Source organism: Xanthomonas sp. LMC-A-07 (assembly GCF_030208825.1).
In the GTDB taxonomy this organism is placed as follows: Bacteria; Pseudomonadota; Gammaproteobacteria; order Xanthomonadales; family Xanthomonadaceae; genus Xanthomonas; species Xanthomonas campestris.
The window spans coordinates 437,810-464,012 of record NZ_JARVTF010000005.1; the positions used below are offsets into that span (position 1 = coordinate 437,810).

19 protein-coding genes and 1 pseudogene are annotated in these 26,203 nt (G+C 65.9%); 15 read left to right on the forward strand and 5 right to left on the reverse strand.

Annotated features, from left to right (window positions below; all coding sequences use genetic code 11):
- Nucleotides 1–4: 4 nt before the first annotated feature.
- The 15 genes and pseudogenes from purB (at nucleotide 5) to QRM89_RS05000 (ending at nucleotide 19,618) form a co-directional block, all read left to right on the forward strand.
- Complete coding sequence (gene purB, locus QRM89_RS04930; RefSeq protein ID WP_042598778.1) at nucleotides 5–1,372, forward strand: adenylosuccinate lyase; 1,368 nt, start codon at nucleotides 5–7, stop codon at nucleotides 1,370–1,372.
- 88 nt (nucleotides 1,373–1,460) lie between these two features.
- Nucleotides 1,461–1,961 (forward strand): DUF3060 domain-containing protein, encoded by a 501-nt coding sequence (locus QRM89_RS04935; protein ID WP_285447421.1) that lies wholly within the window; start codon nucleotides 1,461–1,463, stop codon nucleotides 1,959–1,961.
- A gap of 309 nt (nucleotides 1,962–2,270) precedes the next feature.
- Nucleotides 2,271–3,686: pseudogene (locus tag QRM89_RS04940) on the forward strand (cupin domain-containing protein); the annotation flags it as partial.
- Between the two features lie 104 nt (nucleotides 3,687–3,790).
- A complete protein-coding gene (locus tag QRM89_RS04945) occupies nucleotides 3,791–4,702 on the forward strand; it encodes a GNAT family N-acetyltransferase (RefSeq protein ID WP_285447423.1) in 912 nt (303 codons plus the stop codon).
- Between the two features lie 105 nt (nucleotides 4,703–4,807).
- Nucleotides 4,808–7,711, forward strand: a complete 2,904-nt coding sequence (locus tag QRM89_RS04950) for a 2-oxoglutarate dehydrogenase E1 component (protein ID WP_181921467.1) — start codon at nucleotides 4,808–4,810, stop codon at nucleotides 7,709–7,711.
- Nucleotides 7,712–7,753: 42 nt separating this feature from the next.
- A complete protein-coding gene (gene sucB, locus QRM89_RS04955) occupies nucleotides 7,754–8,962 on the forward strand; it encodes a dihydrolipoyllysine-residue succinyltransferase (RefSeq protein WP_285447424.1) in 1,209 nt (402 codons plus the stop codon).
- A 112-nt stretch (nucleotides 8,963–9,074) separates the two neighbouring features.
- Nucleotides 9,075–10,517, forward strand: a complete 1,443-nt coding sequence (lpdA, locus tag QRM89_RS04960) for a dihydrolipoyl dehydrogenase (RefSeq protein WP_115576814.1) — start codon at nucleotides 9,075–9,077, stop codon at nucleotides 10,515–10,517.
- A 219-nt stretch (nucleotides 10,518–10,736) separates the two neighbouring features.
- Nucleotides 10,737–11,330, forward strand: a complete 594-nt coding sequence (locus tag QRM89_RS04965; protein ID WP_014507326.1) for a TIGR00730 family Rossman fold protein — start codon at nucleotides 10,737–10,739, stop codon at nucleotides 11,328–11,330.
- Between the two features lie 208 nt (nucleotides 11,331–11,538).
- Nucleotides 11,539–12,141, forward strand: coding sequence for a YigZ family protein (locus tag QRM89_RS04970; RefSeq protein ID WP_012438728.1), 603 nt, complete (start codon nucleotides 11,539–11,541; stop codon nucleotides 12,139–12,141).
- Complete coding sequence (locus QRM89_RS04975) at nucleotides 12,138–13,904, forward strand: ABC transporter transmembrane domain-containing protein (RefSeq protein WP_285447425.1); 1,767 nt, start codon at nucleotides 12,138–12,140, stop codon at nucleotides 13,902–13,904. The genes QRM89_RS04970 and QRM89_RS04975 overlap by 4 nt, the downstream gene beginning before the upstream one ends.
- A 95-nt stretch (nucleotides 13,905–13,999) precedes the next feature.
- Nucleotides 14,000–14,899, forward strand: coding sequence for a hydrogen peroxide-inducible genes activator (locus tag QRM89_RS04980; protein ID WP_115004321.1), 900 nt, complete (start codon nucleotides 14,000–14,002; stop codon nucleotides 14,897–14,899).
- Between the two features lie 88 nt (nucleotides 14,900–14,987).
- Nucleotides 14,988–16,679: an ABC transporter ATP-binding protein gene (locus QRM89_RS04985; protein ID WP_115004320.1), complete on the forward strand. Its 1,692-nt coding sequence runs from the start codon at nucleotides 14,988–14,990 to the stop codon at nucleotides 16,677–16,679.
- Nucleotides 16,663–17,748, forward strand: a complete 1,086-nt coding sequence (locus QRM89_RS04990; protein ID WP_228440412.1) for an HlyD family efflux transporter periplasmic adaptor subunit — start codon at nucleotides 16,663–16,665, stop codon at nucleotides 17,746–17,748. Before QRM89_RS04985 ends, QRM89_RS04990 begins: the two co-directional genes overlap by 17 nt.
- Complete coding sequence (locus tag QRM89_RS04995; RefSeq protein ID WP_115555735.1) at nucleotides 17,745–19,148, forward strand: TolC family protein; 1,404 nt, start codon at nucleotides 17,745–17,747, stop codon at nucleotides 19,146–19,148. Before QRM89_RS04990 ends, QRM89_RS04995 begins: the two co-directional genes overlap by 4 nt.
- 272 nt (nucleotides 19,149–19,420) lie before the next feature.
- Nucleotides 19,421–19,618 carry a hypothetical protein gene (locus tag QRM89_RS05000; RefSeq protein WP_042598765.1) on the forward strand — a complete coding sequence of 66 codons (198 nt, stop codon included), beginning with the start codon at nucleotides 19,421–19,423 and terminating at the stop codon, nucleotides 19,616–19,618.
- Nucleotides 19,619–19,996: 378 nt separating this feature from the next.
- Here QRM89_RS05000 and QRM89_RS05005 read toward each other — a convergent pair whose 3' ends face one another.
- The 5 genes from QRM89_RS05005 to grpE form a co-directional block, all read right to left on the reverse strand.
- On the reverse strand, nucleotides 19,997–21,124 hold the full coding sequence (locus tag QRM89_RS05005; RefSeq protein ID WP_285447426.1) for a prephenate dehydrogenase: 1,128 nt from the start codon (nucleotides 21,122–21,124) through the stop codon (nucleotides 19,997–19,999).
- Complete coding sequence (pdxY, locus tag QRM89_RS05010) at nucleotides 21,121–22,029, reverse strand: pyridoxal kinase (RefSeq protein WP_114997662.1); 909 nt, start codon at nucleotides 22,027–22,029, stop codon at nucleotides 21,121–21,123. Before pdxY ends, QRM89_RS05005 begins: the two co-directional genes overlap by 4 nt.
- Nucleotides 22,030–22,257: 228 nt before the next feature.
- Complete coding sequence (dnaJ, locus tag QRM89_RS05015) at nucleotides 22,258–23,388, reverse strand: molecular chaperone DnaJ (RefSeq protein WP_014507316.1); 1,131 nt, start codon at nucleotides 23,386–23,388, stop codon at nucleotides 22,258–22,260.
- 160 nt (nucleotides 23,389–23,548) lie between these two features.
- Nucleotides 23,549–25,474: a molecular chaperone DnaK gene (dnaK, locus tag QRM89_RS05020; RefSeq protein ID WP_285445454.1), complete on the reverse strand. Its 1,926-nt coding sequence runs from the start codon at nucleotides 25,472–25,474 to the stop codon at nucleotides 23,549–23,551.
- 141 nt (nucleotides 25,475–25,615) lie between these two features.
- On the reverse strand, nucleotides 25,616–26,134 hold the full coding sequence (grpE, locus tag QRM89_RS05025) for a nucleotide exchange factor GrpE (RefSeq protein WP_285447427.1): 519 nt from the start codon (nucleotides 26,132–26,134) through the stop codon (nucleotides 25,616–25,618).
- Nucleotides 26,135–26,203 lie beyond the last annotated feature (69 nt).

Consider the following 26,203-nt stretch of genomic DNA (forward strand, 5'->3'; position numbering starts at 1 on the left):
GCCCATGTCGGATTCCGCCCTGCTCGCCCTGTCCCCGCTCGATGGCCGCTACGCCTCCAAGGTGGACGCGCTGCGCCCGATCTTTTCCGAATACGGCCTGATCAAGGCGCGGGTGAAAGTGGAGATCGAGTGGCTGCTGGCACTGGCCGCCGAGCCGGGCATCGCCGAACTGCCGGCCTTCTCGGCCGCCGCCACGCAGCGCTTGCGCGCCCTGGCCGAGCAGTTCAGCGTGACGCACGCCGCACGCGTCAAGGAGATCGAACGCACCACCAACCATGACGTCAAGGCGGTGGAGTACTTCATCAAGGAACAGCTCAAGGACGATGCCGAGCTGGGCCCGGCGCTGGAATTCGTGCATTTCGCCTGCACCAGCGAAGACATCAACAACCTCAGCTATGGCCTGATGCTGGAGCAGGCGCGCCGCGAGGTGCTGCTGCCCACCCTGGACGGCGTCGCCGCCTCGCTGCGCACGCTTGCGCACGCTCAGGCCGCGCAGCCGATGCTCTCGCGCACGCATGGCCAGACCGCCTCGCCCACCACGCTCGGCAAGGAGATCGCCAACGTGGTGGCGCGGCTGGAGCGCCAGCGCAAGCAGATCGCCGCGGTCGAGCTGACCGGCAAGATCAATGGCGCGGTGGGCAACTACAACGCACACGTGGCGTCCTACCCGTCGGTGGACTGGCCGCAGTTCGCGCAGCGCTTTGTCGAAGGCCTGGGGCTGGTCTTCAACCCCTACACCACGCAGATCGAGCCGCACGACAACGTGGCCGAAATCGGCGATGCCACTCGCCGCGCCAACACCATCCTCATCGACCTGGCGCGTGACATCTGGGGCTACATTTCGCTCGGCTATTTCAAGCAAAAATTGAAAGAAGGCGAAGTCGGTTCCTCGACCATGCCGCACAAGGTCAACCCGATCGACTTCGAGAACGCCGAAGGCAATTTCGGCGTCGCCAATGCGCTGTTCGAGCATTTCAGCGCCAAGTTGCCGATCAGCCGCTGGCAGCGCGACCTCACCGACTCCACCGTGCTGCGCGCCCTCGGCACCGCGTTCGGCCATACCCAGGTGGCACTCGACTCGCTGGCCAAAGGCCTGGGCAAGCTGACCGTCAATCCCGAGCGCCTGGATGCCGATCTGGACGCCGCCTGGGAAGTATTGGCCGAGGCCGTGCAGACGGTGATGCGCCGCCATGGCCTGCCCAATCCCTACGAGCAACTCAAGGCACTGACCCGCGGGCAGGGCATCACCGCCGCCTCGATGCAGGCGTTCGTGGAAAGCCTGCAACTGCCCGAAGAGGACAAGCAGCGCCTGCGTGCGTTGACGCCCGGTGGCTACACCGGCCTGGCCGAGCAACTGGCGCGCGCCATCTGACGCGTCGGTCCGGCGTCAACAGCGCGCACGGGTGAGGCTGGTATGGTGCCGGCCTCATCGACCTGCCTCATCCATTGAAGGATCGACCATGCGCGCAGTCCGGATCAACGCTCCTCTGCTGTCCCTTGCCACCATTGCCCTGCTGAGCAGCTGCGGCGGCGATGGCCCCGCCGCGCAGGCGGTCTCGGCGGTGTCTTCGACGCTCACCGACCCGGCCAGCGGCGCCGATTGCAACGGCAAGGATCTGCGCTTGACCCGCGATGACACCGAATGGCTGATTCATGGCGCGTGCGCCTCGATCACCATCACCGCCTCGCGCGGCGCACTGAACGTCGATAAGGCGCGCGCGATCCGGCTGGAAGGCAGCAATTTCACTGTTCTCAACAAACAGCTCGGCGAGCTCAGCGTCACCGGCCAGAACAACACCTTGAACCTCACCAACGTCGACAGTGTGGACATCCAGGGCAACCAGAATCTGGTGCTGGCGCGCGAGGTGAAGCAGGTGCGTTTTTCCGGCAACGACAACACCGTCAACCCGTCCAGCAAGCCCACGCTGGACGACCGCGGCCGTGGCAACAAGGTGATGTGAATGCCGGCAGCGCTTGGCGGATCCGGTTGCAGATCCGCTTAAAACCGCTCGACGCGGTCGCCACCATTGCGAAGCCGACCGCGCGTACTGCAGCGCCGCAACCGCCAATTCGCATGCCTGCCACTGGCTTGCCCTGATCGTGCGGCCTGCACGCCGCAACACACGCACCGTCACGCACATTGCTGAAGGAGGGCCGCCCCGTGCACGCGGCGCAGGTGCACATCCGGCGCAAGCATCGGACAATAGGCGCCTTCGCGCGGCCAGCCCGCGCCCGCGCACTCCCGTCTACACCTTGCAAGGATTTCCTCCATGGCTGCACGCAAAGCGACCCCTCCCGTCATCGAAGTCCAGGCCCGTCCAGGGTTGCCGTTGGGCATGCCGGTCGAGCGCTTCCTGCGCAATTACTGGCACAAGCATCCGCTACTGATCCGCAACGCCTTCCCGGATTTCCAGTCGCCGCTGCAGCCGGAAGACCTGGCCGGCCTGGCCTGCGAAGACGGCGTGCTGGCGCGGCTGATCAGCCACGACCGCGCCGCCGACGACTGGACCGTGCGCACCGGCCCGTTCCAGGAAACCGACTTCCCCGGCCTGCCCGACCACGACTGGACCCTGCTGGTGCAGGACGTGGACAAGTGGGACGCCGACGTGCGTGCGCTGCTGGAACAGTTCCGCTTCCTGCCGCGCTGGCGCATCGACGACATCATGATCAGCTTCGCCGCCACCGGCGGCTCGGTGGGCGCGCATGTCGACCATTACGACGTGTTCCTGCTGCAGGGCCTGGGCCACCGCCGCTGGCAGGTCGACGCACGCACCTCGCAGGGCCGCAAGCCCTCGCCGCTGGCGTTCCGCGACGATGTGGACATCAAGCTCCTGCGCGAATTCAAGCCCACCCATGACTGGGTGCTGGGCCCGGGCGACATGCTGTACCTGCCGCCGCTGGTGCCGCACCACGGCGTGGCCCAGGACGCTTGCCTGACCTTTTCCATCGGCACCCGCGCGCCCTCCTCTGCCGAGCTGATCGGTGACTACCTGGACACCTTGATCGCCGATGCCGACGAGGCCGTGCGCTATCACGACGAAGACCTCAAGGTGCCGGCCGATCCATACGAGATCGATGTCACCGCGATGAACCGCGTGGTCGCCGCGCTCAACGCCCTGCGCATGAACGACCCGGACCGCCTGGGCGACTGGTTTGGCCGCTTCATGACCACCTACCGCGCCTCCGGCGACGTGGTGCCGGCACCGGAACCGATCCCGCGCGAGGCCGTGGAGCAGGCCCTGGACGAAGGCGTGCTGCTGCATCGCCACCCGTGGTCGCGGCTGGCCTGGCGACGTGCCAAGCGCGGCGCCACCCTGTTCTGCAGCGGCCTGGAATTTGCGCTGTCGGTCAAGGACGCCAGCCGCCTGGCCGCCGCCGAGGAGATCGACGGCGCGCTCTACGGGCAGCTGTCCGTGCGTGGCCGCGAGGTGGTGCTCGAACTGCTGGCGCAGGGCCATTACCAGCGCGCGCATGAGGATCAGTACGAAGACCTCGACGACGACGATGCGCACACGCTGAGCCTGTCGGCCGACCACCTCGACAACGACGAAGACGCTGATCTGGATACGGACACCGACGCCACGCAGATCGATGCGGACGCCGACGTGGAAGCAATCGCAGACGAGGCCGACCAGCCGGATGCGCTCGAGGAAGCGGAAGACGGGGACGACACCGCCGACGCGGCCGCCGAGAACGGCACGGCAAGCGACGCTTCTGCCACGCAGGAAGACGACGACGCCAACCCGGCCGACGACGACGCGTTGCACGACGATGAGGATCCGCAGCGCGCATGACCCCCGCCGGCCCGGCGCAGATCGTCACCCTGGACCCGGCCACGCAGGCCGGGACCTTGCGTGCGCTGCGTGCGGGCTGGGCGGCCAGCGCTACCGAGGACTCCTGGGATGCCCTCGACCCGCTCAGTCTGCACCTGGCCGCACGCGATGCGGATGGCGAGCTGGTCGCCGCCGTCCGGCTCACACCGGATCGGCGCATCGACCGCCTGGGCGTCCTGCCGGCCTGGCGCCGGCGCGGTCTGGCCGCTCGCCTGCTTGCCGCCGCCGTGGACAGCGCCCGCCAGCGCGGCTGGCCCACCCTGAGCACGCATGTCAGCGCAGAAGCCGCCGCCCTGTTCGGCCGGCTCGGTTTCCTGCCTGTGCCTCCCGCTGCGCTCTCGACAACCGCAGAGGAGGTGCCAGCAGGCCAGGCGCTGTATCGCCGCCTGGACGGCCCGATGGCGGTCGAAACCCTGGCAGCGGCACACACCGCCACCAGCGCCCTGCTCGGCACCGCGCGCCGGCAGGTATTGATCTACACGCGCGCCCTGGACGTGGCGTTGTTCGATGCCCCGGCCGTGCTCGACGCACTGCGTCGCTTTGCCACCGCTCGCCACGACAAGCGTGTGCACGTGCTGGTGCAGGAGCCCGCTGCAGCCAGCGCCAGCGGCAGCGCACTGCTGCGGCTGGCGCAACGGCTGCCCAGCGTGTTCCGGTTCCGTGCGATCAGCGATCCGGTCGATACCAGCTATGCATCGGCCTACGTGATCGGCGACGACGCCTACTACTTTCGTCCAACAGGGCACCGCTTCGACGACGGCGAAACCTGGCTGACCGGCGCGGCACGCAGCCGGCAGCTTGAGCGCGAATTCGCGCAGATATGGGAGCGCAGCGCACTTTGGAACGAACCGCGCGCGCTTGGCATCTGACGTCGCAGCGCCCCTTGCGCGTAGGCGTCTGGCCAATTGGTCTACCCCGCCGGTCAGCTCGCAGACGCCCCCTCACAAGCGCAAGGGGGTATAATTTTTCGAGATTTGAGATCGACCGATAGGGCAACTCGCCCTGCCGCTTCCGCACAATCATCCCCACAGCAGACCCGACTTACCATCGTGGATAATCTCCTAAAGCAGTTCGCGCAGTCATCGCAGCTCGCCGGCGGCAATGCCGCCTATATCGAGGATCTGTACGAGCAGTACCTCGTCGCCCCCGACAGTGTCGATCCGAAGTGGAAGGCGTATTTCGACGGCTTCAACGGTCGCGATGCCGGTGATGTGCCGCACTCGGCGGCAATTGCCCACATTCTCAGCGCCTCAAAACAGGCTGCCAATGCCGGTACCGGCGTGGGCGCCAGCGACGAGCGCGAGCGCAATGTCGGTCGTCTGATCACCGCCTACCGTTCGCGTGGTCATCTCGGCGCGCAGCTCGATCCGCTGGGTCTGACCCCGCCGGTCAACCCGCCCGACCTGGACCTGCCGTTCCATAGCCTCTCGCAGGCTGATCTGGACAGCGAGTTCAGCACCGGCGGCGTCGGCGGCCAGCCGCGGATGAAACTGAAGGATCTGCTGGCGCGCCTGAAGGCGACCTACGCCAGCACGATCGGCGCCGAATTCATGCATATCCCCGAATTCGACCAGCGCCAGTGGATCTACAAGCGCCTGGAAGATGCCGGCGGCAAGATCGCTGCCGATGCGGCCAGCCGCAAGCGCACGCTGGAGCGGCTCACCGCCGCCGAAGGCCTGGAGCGCTACCTGCACACCAAGTACGTCGGCCAGAAGCGCTTCTCGCTGGAAGGCGGCGACGCACTGATCCCGATGATGGACACCATCATTCGCCAGTCCGGCAATGACCAGGTCAAGGACATCGTGATCGGCATGGCCCACCGCGGCCGCCTCAACGTGCTGGTCAATACGCTGGGCAAGAACCCGCGCAAGCTGTTCGACGAGTTCGAAGGCAAGTTCGAGCACGCCCACGACGACCGCGCGCACACCGGCGACGTCAAGTACCACATGGGCTTCTCGGCGGACATCGCGGTCGGCGACGACAAGCAGGTCCACCTGGCGCTGGCGTTCAACCCCTCGCACCTGGAAATCGTCGACCCGGTCGTGGTCGGCAGCGTGCGGTCGCGTCAGGAGCGTTTCGGTGATGCGGATCGTAAGACCGTGCTGCCGATCCTGATCCACGGCGACGCCGCATTCGCCGGCCAGGGCGTGGTGATGGAGCTGTTCCAGATGTCGCAGGCGCGCGGTTTCGCGGTCGGCGGCACCGTGCATATCGTGGTGAACAACCAGATCGGCTTCACCACCAGCGCACGAGACGATGCCCGTTCCACGCTGTACTGCACCGACGTTGCCAAGATGATCGGCGCGCCGGTCTTCCACGTGAACGGCGACGACCCGGACGCGGTGATGTTCGTGTCCAAGCTGGCCTATGAGTTCCGCCAGCAGTTCAAGAAGGACGTGGTGATCGACCTGGTCTGCTACCGCCGTTGGGGCCATAACGAGGCCGACGAGCCGGCCGCCACGCAGCCGGTGATGTACCAGACCATCCGCAAGCACAAGACCACCCGCGAGCTCTACGCCACCAAGCTGGAAAGCGATGGTGTGCTGAGCGCCGACGAGGCCAAGGCGCTGGTGGATGGCTACCGCAACAAGCTGGATTCGGGCGAATACACCACCGAATTGGCCAAGCGCAAGCCGGACGAATTCGCCATCGACTGGTCCAAGTATCTGGTCGGCACTGCGGCCGATCCGGTCGATACGCGCGTCAAGCGCGATGAGCTGGACCGTCTGGCCAAGTTGATCACCACCATCCCGGCCGGTGTTGAACTGCACGCCCGTGTGGCGAAGATCTACGAAGACCGCGTCAAGATGGCCGCCGGCAATCAGGCCGGTGACTGGGGCTTTGCCGAGAATCTGGCCTACGCCACCTTGCTGGCCGAAGGCCACAAGCTGCGCCTGGTCGGGCAGGATGCGGGCCGCGGTACGTTCTTCCACCGTCACGCGATTCTGCATGACCAGAAGACCGACAGCTATTACCTGCCGCTGCGCCAGCTGGTGGAAAACCCCGAAGACGCCACCATCATCGACTCGCTGCTGAGCGAAGAAGCGGTGATGGGCTTCGAGTACGGCTACTCCACCACCGACCCGAACGCGCTGTGCGTCTGGGAAGCGCAGTTCGGCGACTTCGCCAATGGCGCGCAGGTAGTGATCGATCAGTTCATCGCTGCCGGCGAAGCCAAGTGGGGCCGCATCGCGGGTTTGTCGCTGTTCCTGCCGCACGGCTACGAAGGCCAGGGTCCGGAGCACAGCTCCGCACGTCTTGAGCGTTTCCTGCAGCTGTGCGCGCTGGAGAACATGCTGGTCTGCGTGCCGACGACCCCGGCGCAGTGCTTCCACATGATCCGTCGTCAGATGCGCATGACCACCCGCAAGCCGCTGGTGGTGATGACCCCGAAGTCGTTGTTGCGCCACAAGCTGGCGGTGTCGACGCTGGAAGAACTGGCCGATGGGCAGTTCCAGCATCTGATCCCCGACGCCAAGGCCGACGCGAGCAAGGTTAAGCGCGTGGTGCTGTGCTCGGGCAAGGTCTATTACGACCTGCTCGAAGACCAGACCAAGCGTGGCCAGGACGACGTTGCCATCCTGCGTGTGGAACAGCTGTACCCGTTCCCGCGTGCGCAGCTGGCTGCAGAACTCAAGCGCTTCGGCAATGCTGCCGACGTGGTGTGGTGTCAGGAAGAGCCGCAGAACCAGGGTGCGTGGTACCAGATCCGCCATCACCTGAATTTCTGCCTGGCCAGCGGTCAGAGCCTGCACTACGCCGGCCGTGCCCGTTCGCCCTCGCCTGCTGCCGGCCACATGGCCGACCACATCGCCGAACAGCAGAAGCTGGTCGCCGATGCGCTGCTCAATCCGTTCAACGACCAAGTCGCTGAATAACTCCTCTTCCCCAAAGAACGAAAACCCTAGGACGCTCCCCGAATGGCCACCGAAGTCAAAGTTCCGGTACTGCCCGAATCCGTTTCCGACGCCACCATCGCCAGCTGGCACAAGAAGGCCGGTGAAGCGGTCAAGCGCGACGAGAATCTGGTCGATCTGGAAACCGACAAGGTCGTGTTGGAAGTTCCTTCGCCGGTCGACGGCGTACTGAAGGAAATCAAGTTCGAAGCCGGCAGCACGGTCACCAGCAACCAGATCCTGGCGATCATCGAAGAAGGCGCCGTGGCCGCGGCCGCACCGGCCGAAGAGAAGAAGGCCGAAGCCCCGGTTGCCGCCGCTGCGCCTGCTGCTGCGCCGGCACCGGCTGCCGCTGCCGCGCCGGTTGCATCGAAGTCGTCTGCTGACAGCCTGCCGCCGGGTGCGCGTTTTTCCGCCATCACCCAGGGCGTGGATCCGTCGCAGGTCGAGGGCACCGGCCGTCGTGGCGCGGTGACCAAGGAAGATATCGTCAACTTCGCCAAGGCCGGCGGCGTGGGCAAGGCGTCTGGCGCCCGTCCGGAAGAGCGCGTGGCGATGACCCGTGTGCGCAAGACGATCGCCAAGCGCCTGATGGAGTCCAAGAACTCCACCGCGATGCTGACCACCTTCAACGAGGTCAACCTCGCCAAGGTGTCGGCCGCGCGCAAGGAACTGCAGGACGAATTCCAGAAGGCGCACGGCATCAAGCTCGGTTTCATGAGCTTCTTCGTAAAGGCCGCGGCCAACGCACTGCAGCGCTTCCCGCTGGTCAACGCCTCGATCGACGGCGACGACATCATCTATCACGGCTACAGCGACATCTCGATCGCCGTCTCGACCGAGAAGGGCCTGGTGACGCCGGTGCTGCGTAACGTCGAGCGCCAGTCGTTCGCCGAAGTCGAACAGGGCATCGCCGACTACGCCGCCAAGGCGCGTGCCGGCAAGCTGGGCCTGGACGACCTGCAGGGTGGCACCTTCACCATCACCAATGGCGGCACCTTCGGCTCGCTGTTGTCGACCCCGATCATCAACCCGCCGCAGAGCGCCATCCTGGGCATGCACGCAATCAAGGAACGTCCGATCGCCGAGAACGGACAGGTCGTGATCGCGCCGATGATGTACCTGGCGCTGTCCTACGACCACCGCATCATCGACGGCAAGGATTCGGTGCAGTTCCTGGTCGACATCAAGAATCAGCTGGAAAACCCGGGCCGGATGTTGTTTGGTCTGTGATGAAAGCCGGGATTGGTGATTCGGGATTGGGGATTAGCGAGAGCGCCCCGATTCAGAGCATCGTGCTTTTTGCGAATCCCCAATCTCCAATCCCCAATCTCGTGAGCGAAGAATGAGCGAACAAGAACAATTCGACGTCGTCGTCATCGGTGCCGGCCCGGCCGGTTATCACGCTGCGATTCGTGCAGCGCAGCTCGGCATGAAGGTCGCCTGCATCGACGCAGCCATCGGCAAGGACGGCAAGCCTGCCCTGGGCGGCACCTGCCTGCGCGTGGGCTGCATCCCGTCCAAGGCGCTGCTGGATTCCTCGCGCCAGTTCTGGAACATGGGCCACCTGTTCGGCGACCACGGCATCAGCTTCAACGACGCCAAGATGGACGTGCCCACCATGATCGGCCGCAAGGACAAGATCGTGAAGCAGTTCACCGGCGGCATCGCCATGCTGTTCAAGGCGAACAAGATCACCCCGTACTACGGCTTCGGCCAGCTGCTGCCGGGCAACATCGTCAAGGTCGCCCAGCACGAAGGCGGCGAGATCGAGCTCAAGGGCACCAACGTGATCCTGGCGGCCGGTTCGGAATCGATCGAACTGCCGTTCGCCAAGTTCGACGGCGACACCATCGTCGATAACGTCGGCGGCCTGGACTTCACCGCGGTGCCCAAGCGCATGGCAGTGATCGGTGCCGGCGTCATCGGCCTGGAACTGGGCAGCGTGTGGAAGCGTCTGGGCGCCGAGGTCACCATTCTCGAAGCGCTGCCGGATTTCCTGGCGCTGGCCGATGCCGAAGTGGCCAAGACCGCGCTGAAGGAATTCAAGAAGCAGGGTCTGGACATCAAGCTGGGCGCCAAGGTCAGCAAGACCGAGATCACCGGCAGCGGCGACGCCAAGCAGGTGGTGCTCAGCTACACCGACGCCGCCGGCGAGCAGACCTTGACCGTGGACAAGTTGCTGGTGGCCGTGGGCCGCAAGGCCGCGACCAAGAACCTGCTGGCCGAGGGCACCGGCGTCAAGGTGACCGAGCGTGGCCAGATCGAGGTCGATGGGCATTGCCACACCGGCGTCGACGGTGTGTGGGCGATCGGCGACTGCGTGCGCGGCCCGATGCTGGCGCACAAGGGCTTCGAGGAAGGCATCGCAGTGGCCGAGCTGATCGCCGGCCTGCCCGGCCACGTCAACTTCGACACCATTCCGTGGGTCATCTACACCGAGCCGGAAATTGCCTGGGTCGGCAAGACCGAGCAGCAGCTCAAGGCCGAAGGCGTTGCCTACAAGGCCGGCAGCTTCCCGTTCGCGGCGATCGGCCGTGCGGTGGCCATGGGCGAGCCGGCTGGCTTCGTCAAGGTGATCGCCGATGCCGAAACCGACCGCGTGCTGGGGATGCACCTGGTGGGCGTCGGTGTCTCGGAGCTAGTGCACGAAGGTGTGCTGACGATGGAGTTCAGCGGCTCGGCCGACGATCTGGCACGCATCTGCCATGCGCACCCGACCCTGTCCGAAGCGATCCACGACGCCGCCATGGCGGTGAGCAAGCGCGCCATTCATAAGGCGAACTGACGCGCTGGGATTGAGGATTTGGGATTGGGGATTCGCAACAGCGGCTCCTGATCCCTTCTCCCAACCCGGCAATCACGTAACGCCGGGCGAAAACCCGGCGTTATGCGTTTAAGTCCCGCAACACGCAAGACCTCACAGGCAGTCCTCAGGCATAGCGTCTACCTGATCGATGCGTCCAACTCCGCTGTTGCGAATCCCAAATCCCAAATCCCAAATCTCATGAAAAGCATCTGCGTCTACTGTGGTTCCAATGCCGGCAACAAGCCTGCCTATGCCGAGCGCGCCATTGCGCTGGGTGACCGCATCGCCAAACAGGGGCTGCGCCTGGTGTATGGCGGTGGCAATGTCGGGCTGATGGGCACGGTGGCCAACGCGGTGCTGGCCGCAGGTGGCGAAGTGACCGGCGTGATTCCGCAGCAGCTGGCCGATTGGGAAGTGGCGCATCGCGGGCTGACCACGCTGGAAATCGTCGGCTCCATGCATGAGCGCAAGATGCGCATGTTCGAGCTGTCGGATGCGTTCGTCGCCCTGCCCGGCGGCTTTGGCACCATGGAGGAGATCTTCGAGATGCTGACCTGGCGGCAGCTGGGCATCGGCAACAAGCCGTGCGCCTTCCTGGACATCGAAGGCTTCTACGCGCCGCTGATCGGCATGATCGATCGCATGGTCGAGGAACGCTTCCTGCATCCGGATCAGCGCAGCGACCTGTGGTACGGCGCCGACATCGAGCAGATGCTGGAGTGGATGCAGCACTACACGCCGGCACAGGCGTCGAAGTGGATCGACGAGAAGCGCCGCTCCACCCTGGTGTGATCCTCACGGCGGCAGCAACAGTCGCTGCGGACCAGCGCAGCGGCTTGTAGTAGGGCGCGAACCCCGCGCAGATGCTGTAGTGGTCTAGCACCACGCTGATCAGTGACCATGCGGATAGCGCGCTGCACATCCGCGCCGCAACATCTTGGCGCCCGCACCTGCTCGCACAGAGACGCACGCCCGGCCGCGCGCGACCAGCTCGCATAGAATGCACGCGATGCCAGACACCCTTGCCGCCGACGCGCACCACAGCCTGGAGATCAAGCACAGTCGCTTTGTCGCACAGGCCTGCGCGCTGGCATCGCCCGAGCAGGCACTGGAGCAGGTGCGGCGCTTTGCGGCCGTGGATGCCACGCACAATTGCTGGGCCTACCGCTACGGGCAGGAATACCGCTCCAGCGACGACGGCGAGCCCAGCGGCACCGCTGGCCGGCCGATCCTAGCTGCGATCGATGGCCAGGGCTACGACCGCGTCGTGGTGGTGGTGACGCGCTGGTATGGCGGCATCAAGCTCGGCGCCGGCGGCCTGGTGCGCGCGTATGGCGGTACGGCCGCCGAATGCCTGCGGTTGGCCACGCGCCGGCCACTGGTGGCGATGTCGCTGCTGGCCCTGCGCTGCCCGTTCGACGACCTGGGCGTGGTCCACGCCGCGCTATCGACCTTCCACGCCGACAAGCTGGACGAGCAATTCGACGCCGAGGGCGCCGCATTGCGTGTGCAAGTGGCCGCGGATCAGCTCGCCGGCTTGAAAACCCGCCTGTGCGACGCCACTCGCAACAGGGTCCATCTCTCAACACCGGAAGCCGCATGAGCCAGCCCCCCGCCAAGCCTGCCCCACTCCGCAAGCTTGGCAACCTGCGCACCCTGTGGCCCTTCGTGCAGCGCCAGCGCGGCCTGTTCGCGGCCTGGCTGGTCGCGTTGGCGGTCTCCTCGGCGGCCACGCTGAGCCTGCCGGCTGCGGTCAAGCGCATGATCGACCACGGCTTCTCCGGCGGAACGCAGATCAACCAGGCCTTCGCGCTTCTATTCGCGGTGGCGGTGGTGCTGGCACTGGCCACGGCGGCGCGCTTTTATTTCGTGGCGCTGCTGGGCGAAAAAGTGGTCGCCGACCTGCGCGGCCGCCTGTATGCCCATCTGATTGGCCTGGATGCCGGCTTCCACGATCGCAGCCGCAGCGGCGAGCTGGTGTCGCGCCTGTCGGCCGACAGCGAACTGCTGCGCGGCGTGGTCGGCACCACCATGTCGGTGGCCTTGCGCAGTTCGGTCACGGTGATCGGCAGCCTGGTGATGCTGTTCGTCACCAGCCCGCGGCTGGCCGGCTTCACCTTGATCGGCATTCCGCTGGCGGTGCTGCCGATCGTGCTCGGCGCGCGTCGCCTGCAGAAGATCTCGCGGGCCAGCCAGGACCGCGTGGCCGACGCCAACACGCTTGCCGCCGAAACGCTGGGAGCGGTGCGCACGGTGCAGGCACATGCGCGCGAGGGCTATGAGAGCAACCGCTTCAGCCAAGCCTTGCAGGCAGCCATCGGGACCGCGCGCGTGCGCATCCGCACCCAGGCCACCGTCACCGCGGTGGCGATCATGCTGATCTTCGGGGCCATCGTCGCGGTGCTCTGGTTGGGCGCGCACGATGTCATCGCAGGGCAGATGACGCCGGGCACGCTGGGCCAGTTCGTGCTGTATGCATTGATTGGCGGTGGTTCGGTGGGTGCGCTGGCCGAAGTGTGGAACGAGCTGCAACGCGCAGCCGGTGGCATGGGGCGGATCGGCGAGTTGCTCGACGAGCAGTCGGCAATTGTCGCGCCCGCGACCCCGCAGCCCTTGCCCGTGCCGGTGCGCGGCGCGATCCATTTCGACCAGGTGGTCTTTCACTACCCGCAGCGCCCGGACATGCCGGCGTTAGGTGGCTTCGACCTGCATGTGCAGCCGGGCGAAACCGTCGCGCTGGTCGGCCCCTCCGGCGCCGGCAAGAGCACGGTGCTGGCGATGCTGTTGCGTTTCCACGACCCGCTGAGCGGCAGCGTGCGGATCGATGAGGTGGATCTGCGCCAGACCGATCCAGTACTGCTGCGCGAACAGATCGCACTAGTCCCGCAGCAGCCGACCTTGTTCGCCGCCAGTGCCACCGACAACATTCGGTATGGCCGCCTGGATGCCAGCGACGCGCAGGTGGAAGCCGCCGCCACGGCTGCCGAGGCCGACGTCTTCCTGCGCGCATTGCCGCAGGGCTACGCCAGCGAACTGGGCGAGCGCGGCACGCGCCTGTCCGGCGGCCAGCAGCAGCGCGTGGCGATTGCACGGGCGCTGCTCAAGGATGCCCCGATCCTGTTGCTGGACGAGGCCACCAGCGCGCTGGATGCACAAAGCGAGCGCGCCGTGCAGCAGGCGCTGGACCGCTTGATGCAGGGCCGCACCACGCTGGTCATCGCGCATCGCCTGGCAACCGTGCTCAAGGCCGATCGCATTGTGGTGATGGACGCCGGCCGCATCGTGGCGCAGGGCACGCATGCGCAACTGGTGGCCGAAGGCGGGCTGTACGCGGAGTTGGCGAAGCTGCAGTTCATCGATCAGTGACCGCCACACGCTCGCCGACCGCTGCAATCACGCGGCACGCGCGTACGGCCACCTCGGCATGCACGCCCGCACGCGCTGAGGCCAGGAGCTGACCCATGCCCCGCCCCAGAACCACCATCCGCCAACTCAGTTATTTCGTCGCGCTGGCAGACACCGGCAGCTTCACCCGTGCCGCCGAGCAGATGGGTGTTTCGCAACCCTCGCTGTCGCAGCAGATCCGCGGGTTGGAAACCATCATCGGCGCGCCGTTGTTCGAACGCGGCGGGCCGGCGATCCTCACCCCATTGGGGCGCGAACTGCTGGCGCGTGCACGCAGCATCCTGCTCGATCTGGCCGACCTGGAAGACGTGCGCGCCACCTCGGCGGATTCGCTGATCGGCACCATTCGGCTCGGCGTGTCGCCCACGCTGGGCGCGTACCTGATGCCCAGCCTGGTGGCGCGGCTGCACCGTGAGCATCCGGCGCTGCGCGTGCATGTGCGCGAAGGATTGCCAACAGTGCTGGCCAGCGACCTGGCCACTGGCGTGCACGACGTGATCCTGGCGCAGTTGCCGGTGGCCGGGCGCGGCTTGCATAGCGAACGCCTGTTCCGCGAACCGCTGCACGTGACCATGGCTGCCGACCATCCGCTGCGGACCAAGGCCTGCATCACCCCCGCCGATCTGCGCGGCGCCAGCTTGCTGACCCTGATGCCGGAATATCGCCTGGCCGAGCAGGTGGCCGCGATTGCGGCGGAAGTCGGCGCCAACGTGCTGCGTGATTACGAAGGCACCAGTCTGGATGCGATCCGGCAGATGGCCGGCATGGGCATGGGCCTGGCGCTGCTGCCGGATCTGTACGTGCGCCAGGAGATCCGCGAAGGCGATGATGTGGTGGTGCGGCCGGTCAAGGGTGGGCGCTATTACCGCGACATCGGCCTGCTCTGGCGACAAGGTGCCGGCCGTGCGCCGGCGTTCGGGCTTATCGCCGATTTACTGCGTGCCGCCGCCGCATAGGAAAATCCTATGCGGCAAATAAGCTCGCCGACCTTGTTCGTAAGCACGAACTCGTCAATGCTGCACTGAACTCATCAGCGGAAGTGCAATGGCGGCGGGCAAACAGATCGGATGGCGGGAAGCGGCAAGCTGGCTGGCGGAGATCGTCGGGCCGGACATGCCCTATGTGCGTCTGGCCATCGTCTACGGCGTGGCGATCAGTCTGTTGTCACTGGCCACGCCAATCTCGGTGCAGTTGCTGATCAACAGCGTGGCCAACACCGCGCTGCCCACGCCGCTATGGACCCTGTCGGGATTGTTGCTCGGCCTGTTGCTGCTGGTCGCCGGCCTGAGTGCGATGCGGGTGTGGGTCATGGCGCTGTTCGAACGCCGCTTGTTCGCACGCGTGGTGGCCGAGATCACGGTGCGCGCCGTGCATGCGCAAAACCCGTTCTTCGCCGACCAGAACCGCGGCGACATGTTCAACCGCTACTTCGATCTGGTGGTGGTGCAGAAGGCCGTGCCGAGTCTGGCCATCGGTGCGTTCACCATCGTGCTGCAGTCGGCGGTGGGACTGATCGTCACCAGCTTCTACCACCCGTTTTTCCTGGGCTTCAACGCCTTGCTGCTGCTGGTGATCTTCAGCATCTGGATGCTCTGGTCGCGCGGGTCGATCCGCACCGCGGTGGATCTGAGCCACGCCAAGCACGAGGCGGCGCGCTGGCTGGAAAGCGTCGGCGGCTCCAACGGGTTCTACAAGTCCAGCCGCCATCTCGATTTCGCGATGGATCGCTCCGAGGCGGTCACGGCCGCCTATATCGATCGGCATCGGCGCCACTTCAGCTACAGCTTCACCCAGACCGCCTCCTTCCTGCTGGTCTACGCGGTGGCCAGCGCCGCGTTGCTGGCACTGGGCGGCAACCTGATCCTGCGCGGTGAGTTGTCGATCGGCCAGCTGGTGGCGGCCGAGCTGATCCTGAGCGCGGTGTTCTACGGTATCTCCCAGCTAGGCACCTACCTGGATGCGTTCTACGACCTGGTCGCCAGCTCCGAGGAACTTTCGTTGCTGTTCGCGATCCCGCAGGAACGCGCCGTGGTGGCGCCGGGCAAGACCCCGGGCAACAGCGCGGTCCGCCTGGATGGGGTGGTGATCGATGGCGCGCGGTTCGACTTTTCGCTGGCCGCCGGCGAACAGCTGGTGACGCTGGCCGATGGCGGTGCCGAGCGGCTGCTGGCCATGGTGTTGAAACGGCACGTGGTGCCCGATCGCGGGTTGGTGATGGTGGGCGGTGCCGACATGGCCACCTTCGACATGTATCTGCTGCGTTCGGAAGTCACGGTGCTCGACCGCCCCACCATCGTGGAGGTCACCATTCGCGAATACCTGGCGCTGGCCTCCAGTGATGTGAGCTCCGAAGCGATGCTGGAAGCCATCGACGCGGTCGGCTTGCGCAGCCGCATTGCTTCGCTTCCCAAGGGGCTGGACACGCGCCTGGCTGCCTCCGGCTACCCGTTGTGGATCGGCGAGGTGATGGCGCTGAAGCTGGCCAATGCGCTGCTGGTGCAACCGCGTGTGCTGATGCTGTCGCAGCTGTACGACCTGATTCCGGCCGAACGCCTGACCAAGATCCTGCGCCGTTTGAAAGCCACCGGCACCACCGCCTTGTTGTGCACCGGCCGGCCGGAGGACATCACCCTGGACGGCTGGTTCCGCCTGCAGCCCGAGCAGCAGCAGCGCTACGCCACGCGCGATGCCCTGATCGCATCCATGCAGGAGGCAGACGATGCGCCAGGCCGCTGATCGCAACGCGCACTTCCCCACCCTGGCGGCGATGCGGCCGCCCAGCATCGCCAAGGCACTGGCCTGGATGCTGCTGATCGGCGTGGCCATTGCCGTGGCGATCCTGGCGCTGGCGCCATGGGTGCAGACCGCCAGCGGCAAGGGACAAGTGGTCTCGCTGGACCCGGGCGACCGCCAGCAGCAGGTCACCGCCTTCGTTCCCGGCCGCGTCGAGACGTGGTACGTGCACGACGGCCAGCATGTCTCGCGTGGCGACCCCATCGCGCGCGTCGGCGATCTGGATCCGGACCTGCTGACCCGCCTGGCCAGCGAACGGGCGCAGGTGCAGGCCGAGATCACCGCCATCCAGCAATCACGCGCGGTGGCCGGCATCGATGTGGAGCGCAGCCGGCAATTGCTCGCCGAGGGCCTGGCCGGGCGCCGCGACTACGAGCTGACCCAGATCAAGGTCGCCGAAGCCGATGCCAAGCTGGCCGAGTCGCGCGCCAAGTTGACCCGCATCGACATCCAGTTGAATCGCCAATCTGCGCAGTTGGTGCGTGCGCCGCGCGACGGCCGCGTGCAACAGCTCAACGCCGCCAGCGGCAGCGCGATGGTGTCGCCGGGCACGGTGCTCGCGGTGATCGCGCCCGAACGCGTGGAGCGTGCGGTCGAGCTGTATATCGACGGCCGCGACGTGCCGTTGATCCGCCCCGGACGGCCGGTGCGGCTGGAGTTCGAAGGCTGGCCGGCAATCCAGTTCAGCGGCTGGCCGTCGGTGGCACACGGCATGTTCGATGGTCGCGTGCGTGCCATCGACCCCAACGCCGCGCCCGACGGATTGTTCCGCATCCTGGTCGAGCCCATGCCGGGCAAGCCGGCGTGGCCGGCGCAGGAATTCGCGCGCCAGGGCGGCAAGGTGCGCGGCTGGGTGCAGGGCGAAACCGTGCGGGTCGGCTACGAACTGTGGCGCCAACTCAACAACTTCCCGCTGGAATTCGGCCGCCGCCCGACGGCCACGCAGCAGGATGACGGCAAGGCCAAGCCGGCGGCGTACAAGGCCGAAGACGACGCGACGGGCAAGAAATGATGCGCCGTCTTGTTGCCCTGCTGATCGCACTCTGCCCCGGTGCGGCATTCGCCCAGACCGCTGCCCTGACCCTGGACGAGGTATTGCAGTCCTCTGCCCGCTCGGCGCCGCAGATCGTCGAATCGCTGGCCAAGGTGCGCCAGGCCGAAGGCAAGGGGCTATCGGCCAATGGCGCGTTCGATACGGTGTTCGATATCGATGGCCGCTCGCGCGAAGCCGGCTATTACGACGGCAGTTCGATCGAGAGCACGGTCAAGCGGCCCTTCGAGGAAAACGGCGGCTACTACTACGGCGGGTATCGGTCCTCGCGCGGGTCGTTTCCGGTCTACGAAGACAAGTCCTACACCGACCGCGGCGGCGAAGTGAAAGTCGGTGCGCTGTATGCGCTGCTGCGCGACCGCGTGGTGGATGAGCGCCGCACCCGCCGCAGCGTGGCCAGCGGCGACATCGACGTGGCGCAATACGAAGCGGAGATGGTGGCGATTGGCGTGCAGCGCCGCGCGGTGGATGCCTACCAGAGCTGGGTCGCGGCCGGGCTGAAGCTGCGGGCCTACAAGGACCTGCTGGAGCTGGCCGAACGCCGCCGCAACGCCATTTCCCGGCAAGTGACGCTCGGCGCACGGCCAACCATTCTGTTGACCGAAAACGACCAGAATCTGGTGCGCCGCCGTGCGCTCGTGGTGCGCTCGGAGCAGGACTTCGCCAATGCGGCCAATGCGTTGTCCTTGTATCTGCGCGACGACGCCGGCATGCCGCTGATCGTGTCCGCCGAGCGGCTGCCCGCCGATACCTCCGCGCTCGAAGGCCTGGCCGGCGCCAGCAAGATCACCGCGCCGGTGGAACGCCCCGATTACCGCGCCGTGCTGACCCGCATCGATCAGGCCACCGCCCGCCTGATGCTGGCGCAGAACGATCTGAAGCCACGCCTGGACGTGAGTTTCGAGGTCAGCAAGGATCTGGGCGCGCCCGGCGTGGGTGGCCCAAACCGTTCGCCAACCGATGCGATCATCGGCTTCCGTTTCAGCGTGCCGCTGGAAAACCGTTCCGCCAAGGGCCGCGTGGCCGAGGCACGCGCGGAGATCGAGGCGCTGGATCAACGTAGCCGCTTCCTGCGCGACCAGATTTCAGTGGAAGTGGAATCCATCGTCATCTCGCTCAATGCCGCCGAGCGGCTGGCCGGCATCGCAGATGAGGAGCGCAGCCTGGCAGACCGGCTCGCTGCGGCGGAGCGGCGCCGTTTCGAACTGGGCTCGGGCGATTTTTTCCTCGTTAATCAACGCGAAGAAACTGCCAACGATGCCCGCGTGCGGCTGATCGACGCGCAGGCGCGGATCGCCTCCGCACGTGCCGAACTTGCTGCCGCCACCGCGGACCGTGACGCTTTGATGCTGCGCCAGTAGCGCACGCTGGCGCTGGCCGGATTTGTCCGTGCATCCAGCACAACAGGCCCGCCGCTGGGCAGCGTGCAACGCACCACTGCCATGCCCTCGAAGTGTCGCGCGCGTAGCGCGAGAAGCTAAAAAGCAGCCACAACCGGCGCCATCATTGTGTGCTTCATCGCTTGACGACGCATCGGTAACACGGCGCTGCGCATGCTCGCGACACCGGCAACAGCGCCGGTCGCGCGATCGTTGACGGTCGCATTGCAACCTTGAAACTGAGGAGGTGCGAGATGTCTTTTCGGCAATTTCCGGCCGTCGGTGCAGACGGCGAGCCCTACGTGATTATCGAGTTCCGCGACGACCAACCGCAGGGGCGCGCGCAGACACACACTACACCACGCTATGAGCTCCCCGACGGTCGCCATCTGCTGCGGCAGGGCCAACGCTTCGTCACCAGCGGTGGCGAACTGAGCCTGCAAGCGGCATAACGCCAGCTGGTCATTTTTTGACCAGGGCAAACCCGGCCGTTGCGCTGCAAGGGCAGACGCGAGTTATCCACATGCTTGTCCAAGATTCATCCACACCCTGTGTGGATGAATCTGCCATGCGTCAGCGCCAGTGCTCGGGGCCGCTTTCACAATGATTCGAATTACTCAACCGGCGAGTCCGTTTCCACTTGCCACTGCGTTGCTGCCGCAGATGTGGTGCGTCCAGAGGCCACTCGATTGACAGAAGCAAAGCACCTTAAAGCCTGCCTACTCGTGATGCGGAACAGGCGTGGGCAGACGTCAGATACACGACTACATCGCTGCCGCTGATGAGTCAGGTTTTGCAGACTCCCGTGCACGACGAATGAGTTGAAAAACTCAACGTTCCCGATCAACCCGCTCCAGCACCCGCCCGATCCGGTCGGCATCGATCTGCGCTGCGGCGCGGCTCAATGCAGCGCGGTCGCTCTCCGGCTCGAACCCCATCCGAAAGTGCAGCTCGCCGCCGGGCGTGCGCGAGGAATGGATCGAGGACAGATTGACGCCGTGCTTCTCGAATACATGCAGCAACACGCGTAACGAGCCCGGCTGGTCTTCGGGCAAATACACGCTCAAGGCCAGCGGCTCGGTGAGATCGGCCAGCAGGTAGCCCACCCGCTCATAGGTGTAATTGCCGGCTGCCAATGAGTCGCCTTGCAGGGCCTGCGCGTTGGCGTCGAGAAAGGCCTGCCGAAATCGCAGGCGTGCCGCATCATCGCCCTGCACCACCAGGCCGCGCAGTTCTTGCAACTGCGCGAGTAGACGGTCGAGCATTTCGGTAACGTAAGGATTGCCGAACTGGATGTCTTCGTAGATGGACGGGTTGAGCGAGAGGATGCGCGCGATCACCGCAGTATCCAGTTCGAACGAGGCCGAGCGGTACGGCATCAAGGTGCGCAACTCGCCGAGCAAGGGGGCGTAGTCGCGCAAGGTGCCAGCCTGCGCCAGATGGGTGGCATGCACCATGGCCTGCACCAGCGCCATCACGCGGTCGTGGTGTTCGGGTGTGGCGTAGACGCACTCGGCCTGCAACGCGCTGCACAGCGCATCCACCCAGCCGGACCAGCGCTGCACACGTGCGCGGCAGACCACCATCACCCGCCCCTTCAAGGTGGGCGACTTGGGCGGTGCGGTCATCGGGTGCAGGCCCACCACCTCGGCCTGCGACGCCAGCATCGCCGCGACTGGCGCCTGCTTGATCGAGGTGACATCCAACCAAAGTTGCTCCGCCGCACGCGCGCCAGCAAGAGCGGCATAGCGTTCGATCAGCGCGGCGGTATACCGGATTGGCGCCGAAAAAATCAGCACATCGGCGCGCGCCACCAGCGTGGCGTCGTCCAGCCCGTCCGGTAACGCCGGATCCACGCCGATCACCTCCAGCCCCATGCGCGTGCGCAGGAATTGGGCGAGCCAGCGCCCGTAGGCGCCGGCGATCCCGACAATGCCAACGACCGGATGCGCGATCACGCCAGTCGCTCGACCGCAAAGCGCGGCGCGGTGCCAAGCGCGGCCGGCGCGGCGGCCAGCACATCGAATTCCTCGAAGCCGGCAGCCAGGGTGGCCTCCAGCGCCGCATGCACGCCGGTCAGCGCGTGCCCCACCGCCTGCTCGAATGGCACATCGCGCAGCAGTAGGCCGATCAGCAACGCCATCAGCACATCACCGGTGCCGGCCACGTCCACCGGCAGGTGCGGGCTGGCCCAGCGATAGACTGCCTCAGCGCTCACGGCCAGGGTCACCAGCTCGCCGGTGCCGCCCGCCACGCTGTGCGCAAGCACCCATTGCGGGCCACGCGCAAGCAAGGCGCGTGCGGCGACGATGGCATCGTCCTGTTCCAGACTCGGCAGCCCGGTCAGGCGACCAAGCTCGAAGGCATTGGGCGTCACCAACCAGGCATGCGGCAACAGCCGCTCGGCAAACACGCGCTCCAACCCGGGCTCCACGTAGGGGCCGGTGTGGGTGTCGCCAATCACCGGGTCCAGGCAATAGCGCAACTGTGGCGCCTGCGGCAGGGTCTGCTCCAGCCAGTCCGCAAACGCCTCGCCATTGGCCAGGCTGCCGAAGTAACCGGAGACCAGCATGCGTGCACGCTGCGGCAGGCCGCGCTCGGTCGCGCCCAGCAACAGATCCGCGAGCCAGTCGGCCGGCAGGATACGCCCGCGCAAAGTGGCGTAGAACGGCGCATTGCTCAGCAAGGTGGTGGGCACTTCCGCCACGCGCAAGCCCAGCGCGCGCAACGGTGGCACCGCCGCGCTATTGCCGGCATGCCCGTAGACCAATTGCGATTGCACCGAGATCACATCGACCGGTGCAGGACCATCCGGGCGCTGACGGCGGCCGTGGACGAGGTGGCTGTCGGTTGCGTCGCTCATGCAGGCACCATCTTCGAAAGAGATGTCCCATTATCCGCGCAAGCCGGCAAGCGTGCTGTCGAAACAGCAGGGATGGCACACCCGTGCAGACAACGCTGCGCCTGGTGACTGCTTGGTTATGCCGAGTTGGGCACGCAACCCGCGCAGGCGATCCCACAAAAAAATCCGGCGTGCATCGCTGCACGCCGGACATTGCTGGATCACATCAGCTGGATCGGCGTCCCTGGATCAGGACGTCATCCGATCCCAGAAACCCTTCACCCCATCGATGAAGGTCGCCGACTTGGGCGAGTGCTTGCGCGCGTCCTCACCGGTGAACGTGGCCTCGAACTGCTTGAGCAATTCGCGCTGATCGGCGGTGAGGTTGACCGGCGTTTCCACCACCACGCGGCAGTACAGATCGCCCTCGCTGCGGCTGCGCACCGAGCGCACGCCCTTGCCACGCAGCCGGAACAGCTTGCCGGTCTGCGTTTCGGCCGGGATGCGAATTTCCGCCTCGCCGCCCAGCGTGGCCACCCGCACGGTGTCGCCGAGCGCGGCCTGCGAAATGCGGATCGGCACCTCGCAATGCAGGTCGTCGCCATCCCGCTGGAAGATCGCATGCTCGCGCACGCGCACTTCCACATACAGATCGCCCGGTGGCGTACCGGCCGGGCCGGCTTCGCCCTCGCCTGCCAAGCGGATACGGTCGCCGGTGTCCACGCCTGCCGGCACCTTGATCGACAGCACCTTGTCTTCTTCCACGCGACCAGCGCCGTGGCAGGTCTTGCACGGGTTCTGGATCAGCGTGCCGCGGCCGTCGCAATGCGGGCAGCTCTGTTGCATGGCGAAGATGCCGCGCTGGATGCGGACCTGGCCGCGCCCATGGCAAGTTGCGCAGACTTCCACCTTGCCGTCTTCCGAGCCGCTGCCGTGGCAGGGGTCGCACTCGATCAGCGTGGGGATCTCGATGCGCCGCTCGATACCGGCGACGGCTTCTTCCAGATCCAGTTCCAACACGTAGCCGACGTCGGCACCACGTCGCGCAGCGCGCGGACCGGCGGCGCCACCGCCAAAAATATTGCCGAAGATATCGCCAAAGATATCTCCCATGTCCGGACCACCAGGCCCGCCACCGCCGCCGCCCATGCCGTGCTCGAACGCCGCATGGCCGTGCGCGTCGTAGGCACGGCGCTTGTTGCCATCCGACAGCACTTCATAGGCTTCCTTGCATTCCTTGAACGTTGCCTCTGCAGCAGCGTCGCCGGGATTGCGGTCCGGGTGGTACTTCATGGCACAACGCCGATAAGCCTTCTTCAGCTCCTCGTCGCTGGCGCCACGGGCCACGCCCAGAACTTCGTAGTAATCGCGTTTGCTCATAAGCCGGGATTCGGGATTCGTGATTTGAGATTCGTTGAAACGCGAAAGCGGACAGCACATGCTGGTCCGCCTTGGCGACGCGACGCGTTGAGGATATCGGGGTGGGGACTCACCCGCACGGCGGCGTGCGAATCCCCATTCCCGACTCCCGAATCACGGCTTACTTCTTATCGTCCTTGACCTCGGTGAACTCGGCGTCCACCACGTCATCGGCGGCCTTGGAGGCCTGCGCATTGCCGCTGGCCGCATCGGCGCCGCCGCCCTGTTCTGCTGCGGCGGCCGCTGCGTACAGCGACTGGCCGGCTTCTTCCAGGGTCTTGCTGCGTGCTTCGATCTGCGCCTTGTCGTCGCCCTTCATGGCGGTTTCCAGATCGGCCAGCGCCGCTTCCACCTTGCCGATCACATCGCCACCCACCTTGCTGCCATGCTCGGTGATCGCGGTGCGGGTGGCATGGATCAAGCCATCGGCCTGGTTGCGGGTTTGCACCAGCTCCTGGAACTTCTTGTCTTCTTCGCGGTTGGCTTCCGCGTCGGCGACCATGCGCTGGATCTCTTCATCCGACAGGCCCGAACCGGCCTTGATCTCGACCTTCTGTTCCTTGTTGGTCTTCTTGTCCTTGGCCGACACATGCAGGATGCCGTTGGCGTCGATGTCGAAGGACACCTCCACCTGCGGCATGCCGCGCGGCGCCGGCTCGATGCCGGAGAGGTCGAACTTGGCCAGCGACTTGTTGAAGCGGGCCTGCTCGCGCTCACCCTGCAGCACGTGCACGGTCACGGCCGACTGGTTGTCTTCGGCAGTGGAGAAGGTCTGCGAGGCCTTGGTCGGGATGGTGGTGTTCTTTTCGATGATCTTGGTGAACACGCCGCCCATGGTTTCGATACCCAGCGACAGCGGGGTCACGTCCAGCAGCAGCACGTCCTTGACGTCGCCTGCCAGCACGCCGCCCTGGATCGCGGCGCCCACGGCCACGGCTTCGTCCGGGTTGACGTCCTTGCGCGGTTCCTTGCCGAAGAAATCGGCAACCGCCTGCTGCACCTTCGGCATGCGGGTCTGACCGCCGACCAGGATCACTTCGTTGATGTCGCTGGCGCGCAGGCCGGCGTCGTTCAACGCGGTGCGGCACGGCTCGATCGACTTCTTGACCAGGTCTTCCACCAGCGCTTCGAGCTTGGCACGGGTCAACTTGATGTTGAGGTGCTTCGGGCCCGAGGCATCGGCGGTGACGTACGGCAGGTTCACTTCGGTCTGCTGCGAGGTCGACAGCTCGATCTTGGCGCGCTCTGCGGCGTCCTTGAGGCGCTGCAGCGCCAACGGATCCTTACGCAGATCGATGCCCTGATCCTTGTTGAATTCGTCGACCAGATACTCGATGACGCGGTTGTCGAAGTCTTCGCCGCCCAGGAAGGTGTCACCGTTGGTGGCCAGCACTTCGAACTGCTTCTCGCCATCGACTTCGGCGATTTCGATGATCGACACGTCGAAGGTGCCGCCGCCCAGGTCGTACACGGCAATCTTGCGGTCACCGCCGTTCTTGTCCAGGCCATAGGCCAGGGCAGCCGCAGTCGGCTCGTTGATGATGCGCTTGACGTCCAGACCAGCGATGCGGCCCGCGTCCTTGGTGGCCTGGCGCTGGCTGTCGTTGAAGTACGCCGGCACCGTGATCACCGCTTCGGTGACCTTTTCGCCCAGGAAGTCCTCGGCGGTCTTCTTCATCTTTTCCAGCACGCGTGCGGAGATTTCCTGCGGCGCCATGCGCTTGGAATCGCTGGTCTGCACCCAGGCATCGCCGTTGTCGTGCGCCAGGATGCCGTACGGCACGTGGGAGATGTCCTTCTGCACTTCGCCGTCGGTGAACTTGCGGCCGATCAGGCGCTTCACCGCGTAGAAGGTGTTCTTCGGGTTGGTCACCGCCTGGCGCTTGGCCGAGGCACCGACCAGCACTTCGCCGTCCTTGGTGTAGGCGACGATCGAGGGCGTGGTGCGATCGCCCTCGGAATTTTCGATGACGCGGGCCTTGCCGCCGTCCATGATCGCCACGCACGAGTTCGTGGTGCCGAGGTCAATACCAATGATCTTGCCCATGGATACGCTCCTGATGAGTCTTTAGCTGTGTCCGGCGACGCCGGGTCTGGCTGAGATGTGGGGGTGGTGCGCAGGTGTTCAAGCCACCTGTACGAATCTGCGTTCCGCGTCTGCGCCAGCCGGTTCAGCCGGCAGCAGTGCTCAGTCGTGCTTGGCCACGACCACCAGGGCCGGGCGCAGCAGGCGCTCGTTGAGCAGGTAACCCTTCTGGAACACCTGTACGACGTGGCCCGGCGCGATGCCCTCGGCCTCGCCCTGGCTGATCGCCTGGTGCTGGTCGGGGTTGAACGGCTGGCCGACCGGGTGGAGCAGGGTCAGGCCGTTGTCGGCAGCCACCTTGAGCAGCTGCTTGTAGGTCAGGTCCAGGCCATCGCGCAGCGGGCTGGGCTCGGTGCCGGCGGCGGTGAGGCCCGCGTCCAGGCTGTCGAACACCGGCAGCAGTTCGCCGAGCAGCTTCTCGTTGGCGAACTTGCGCGCGTTCTCCACATCGCGGGCGATGCGCTTGCGCTGGTTCTCCAGGTCGGCGCGCTCGCGCAGGGCGTCGGCCTTGACCAGGGCGATCTCGCTGCGCAAGGACTCGATCTCGGCCTTGAGCGGATCGGTCTCGGGCGGGTTCTGGGACAGGTCTTCGGAGTCGAATTCGGGGTGGTCTTGGTTCATGTGCAGTTCCCGGGCAAGCGGAACGCCCGCCCCAACGTCACCCCGTATGTGGGCGCTCGCGCGCGTTTC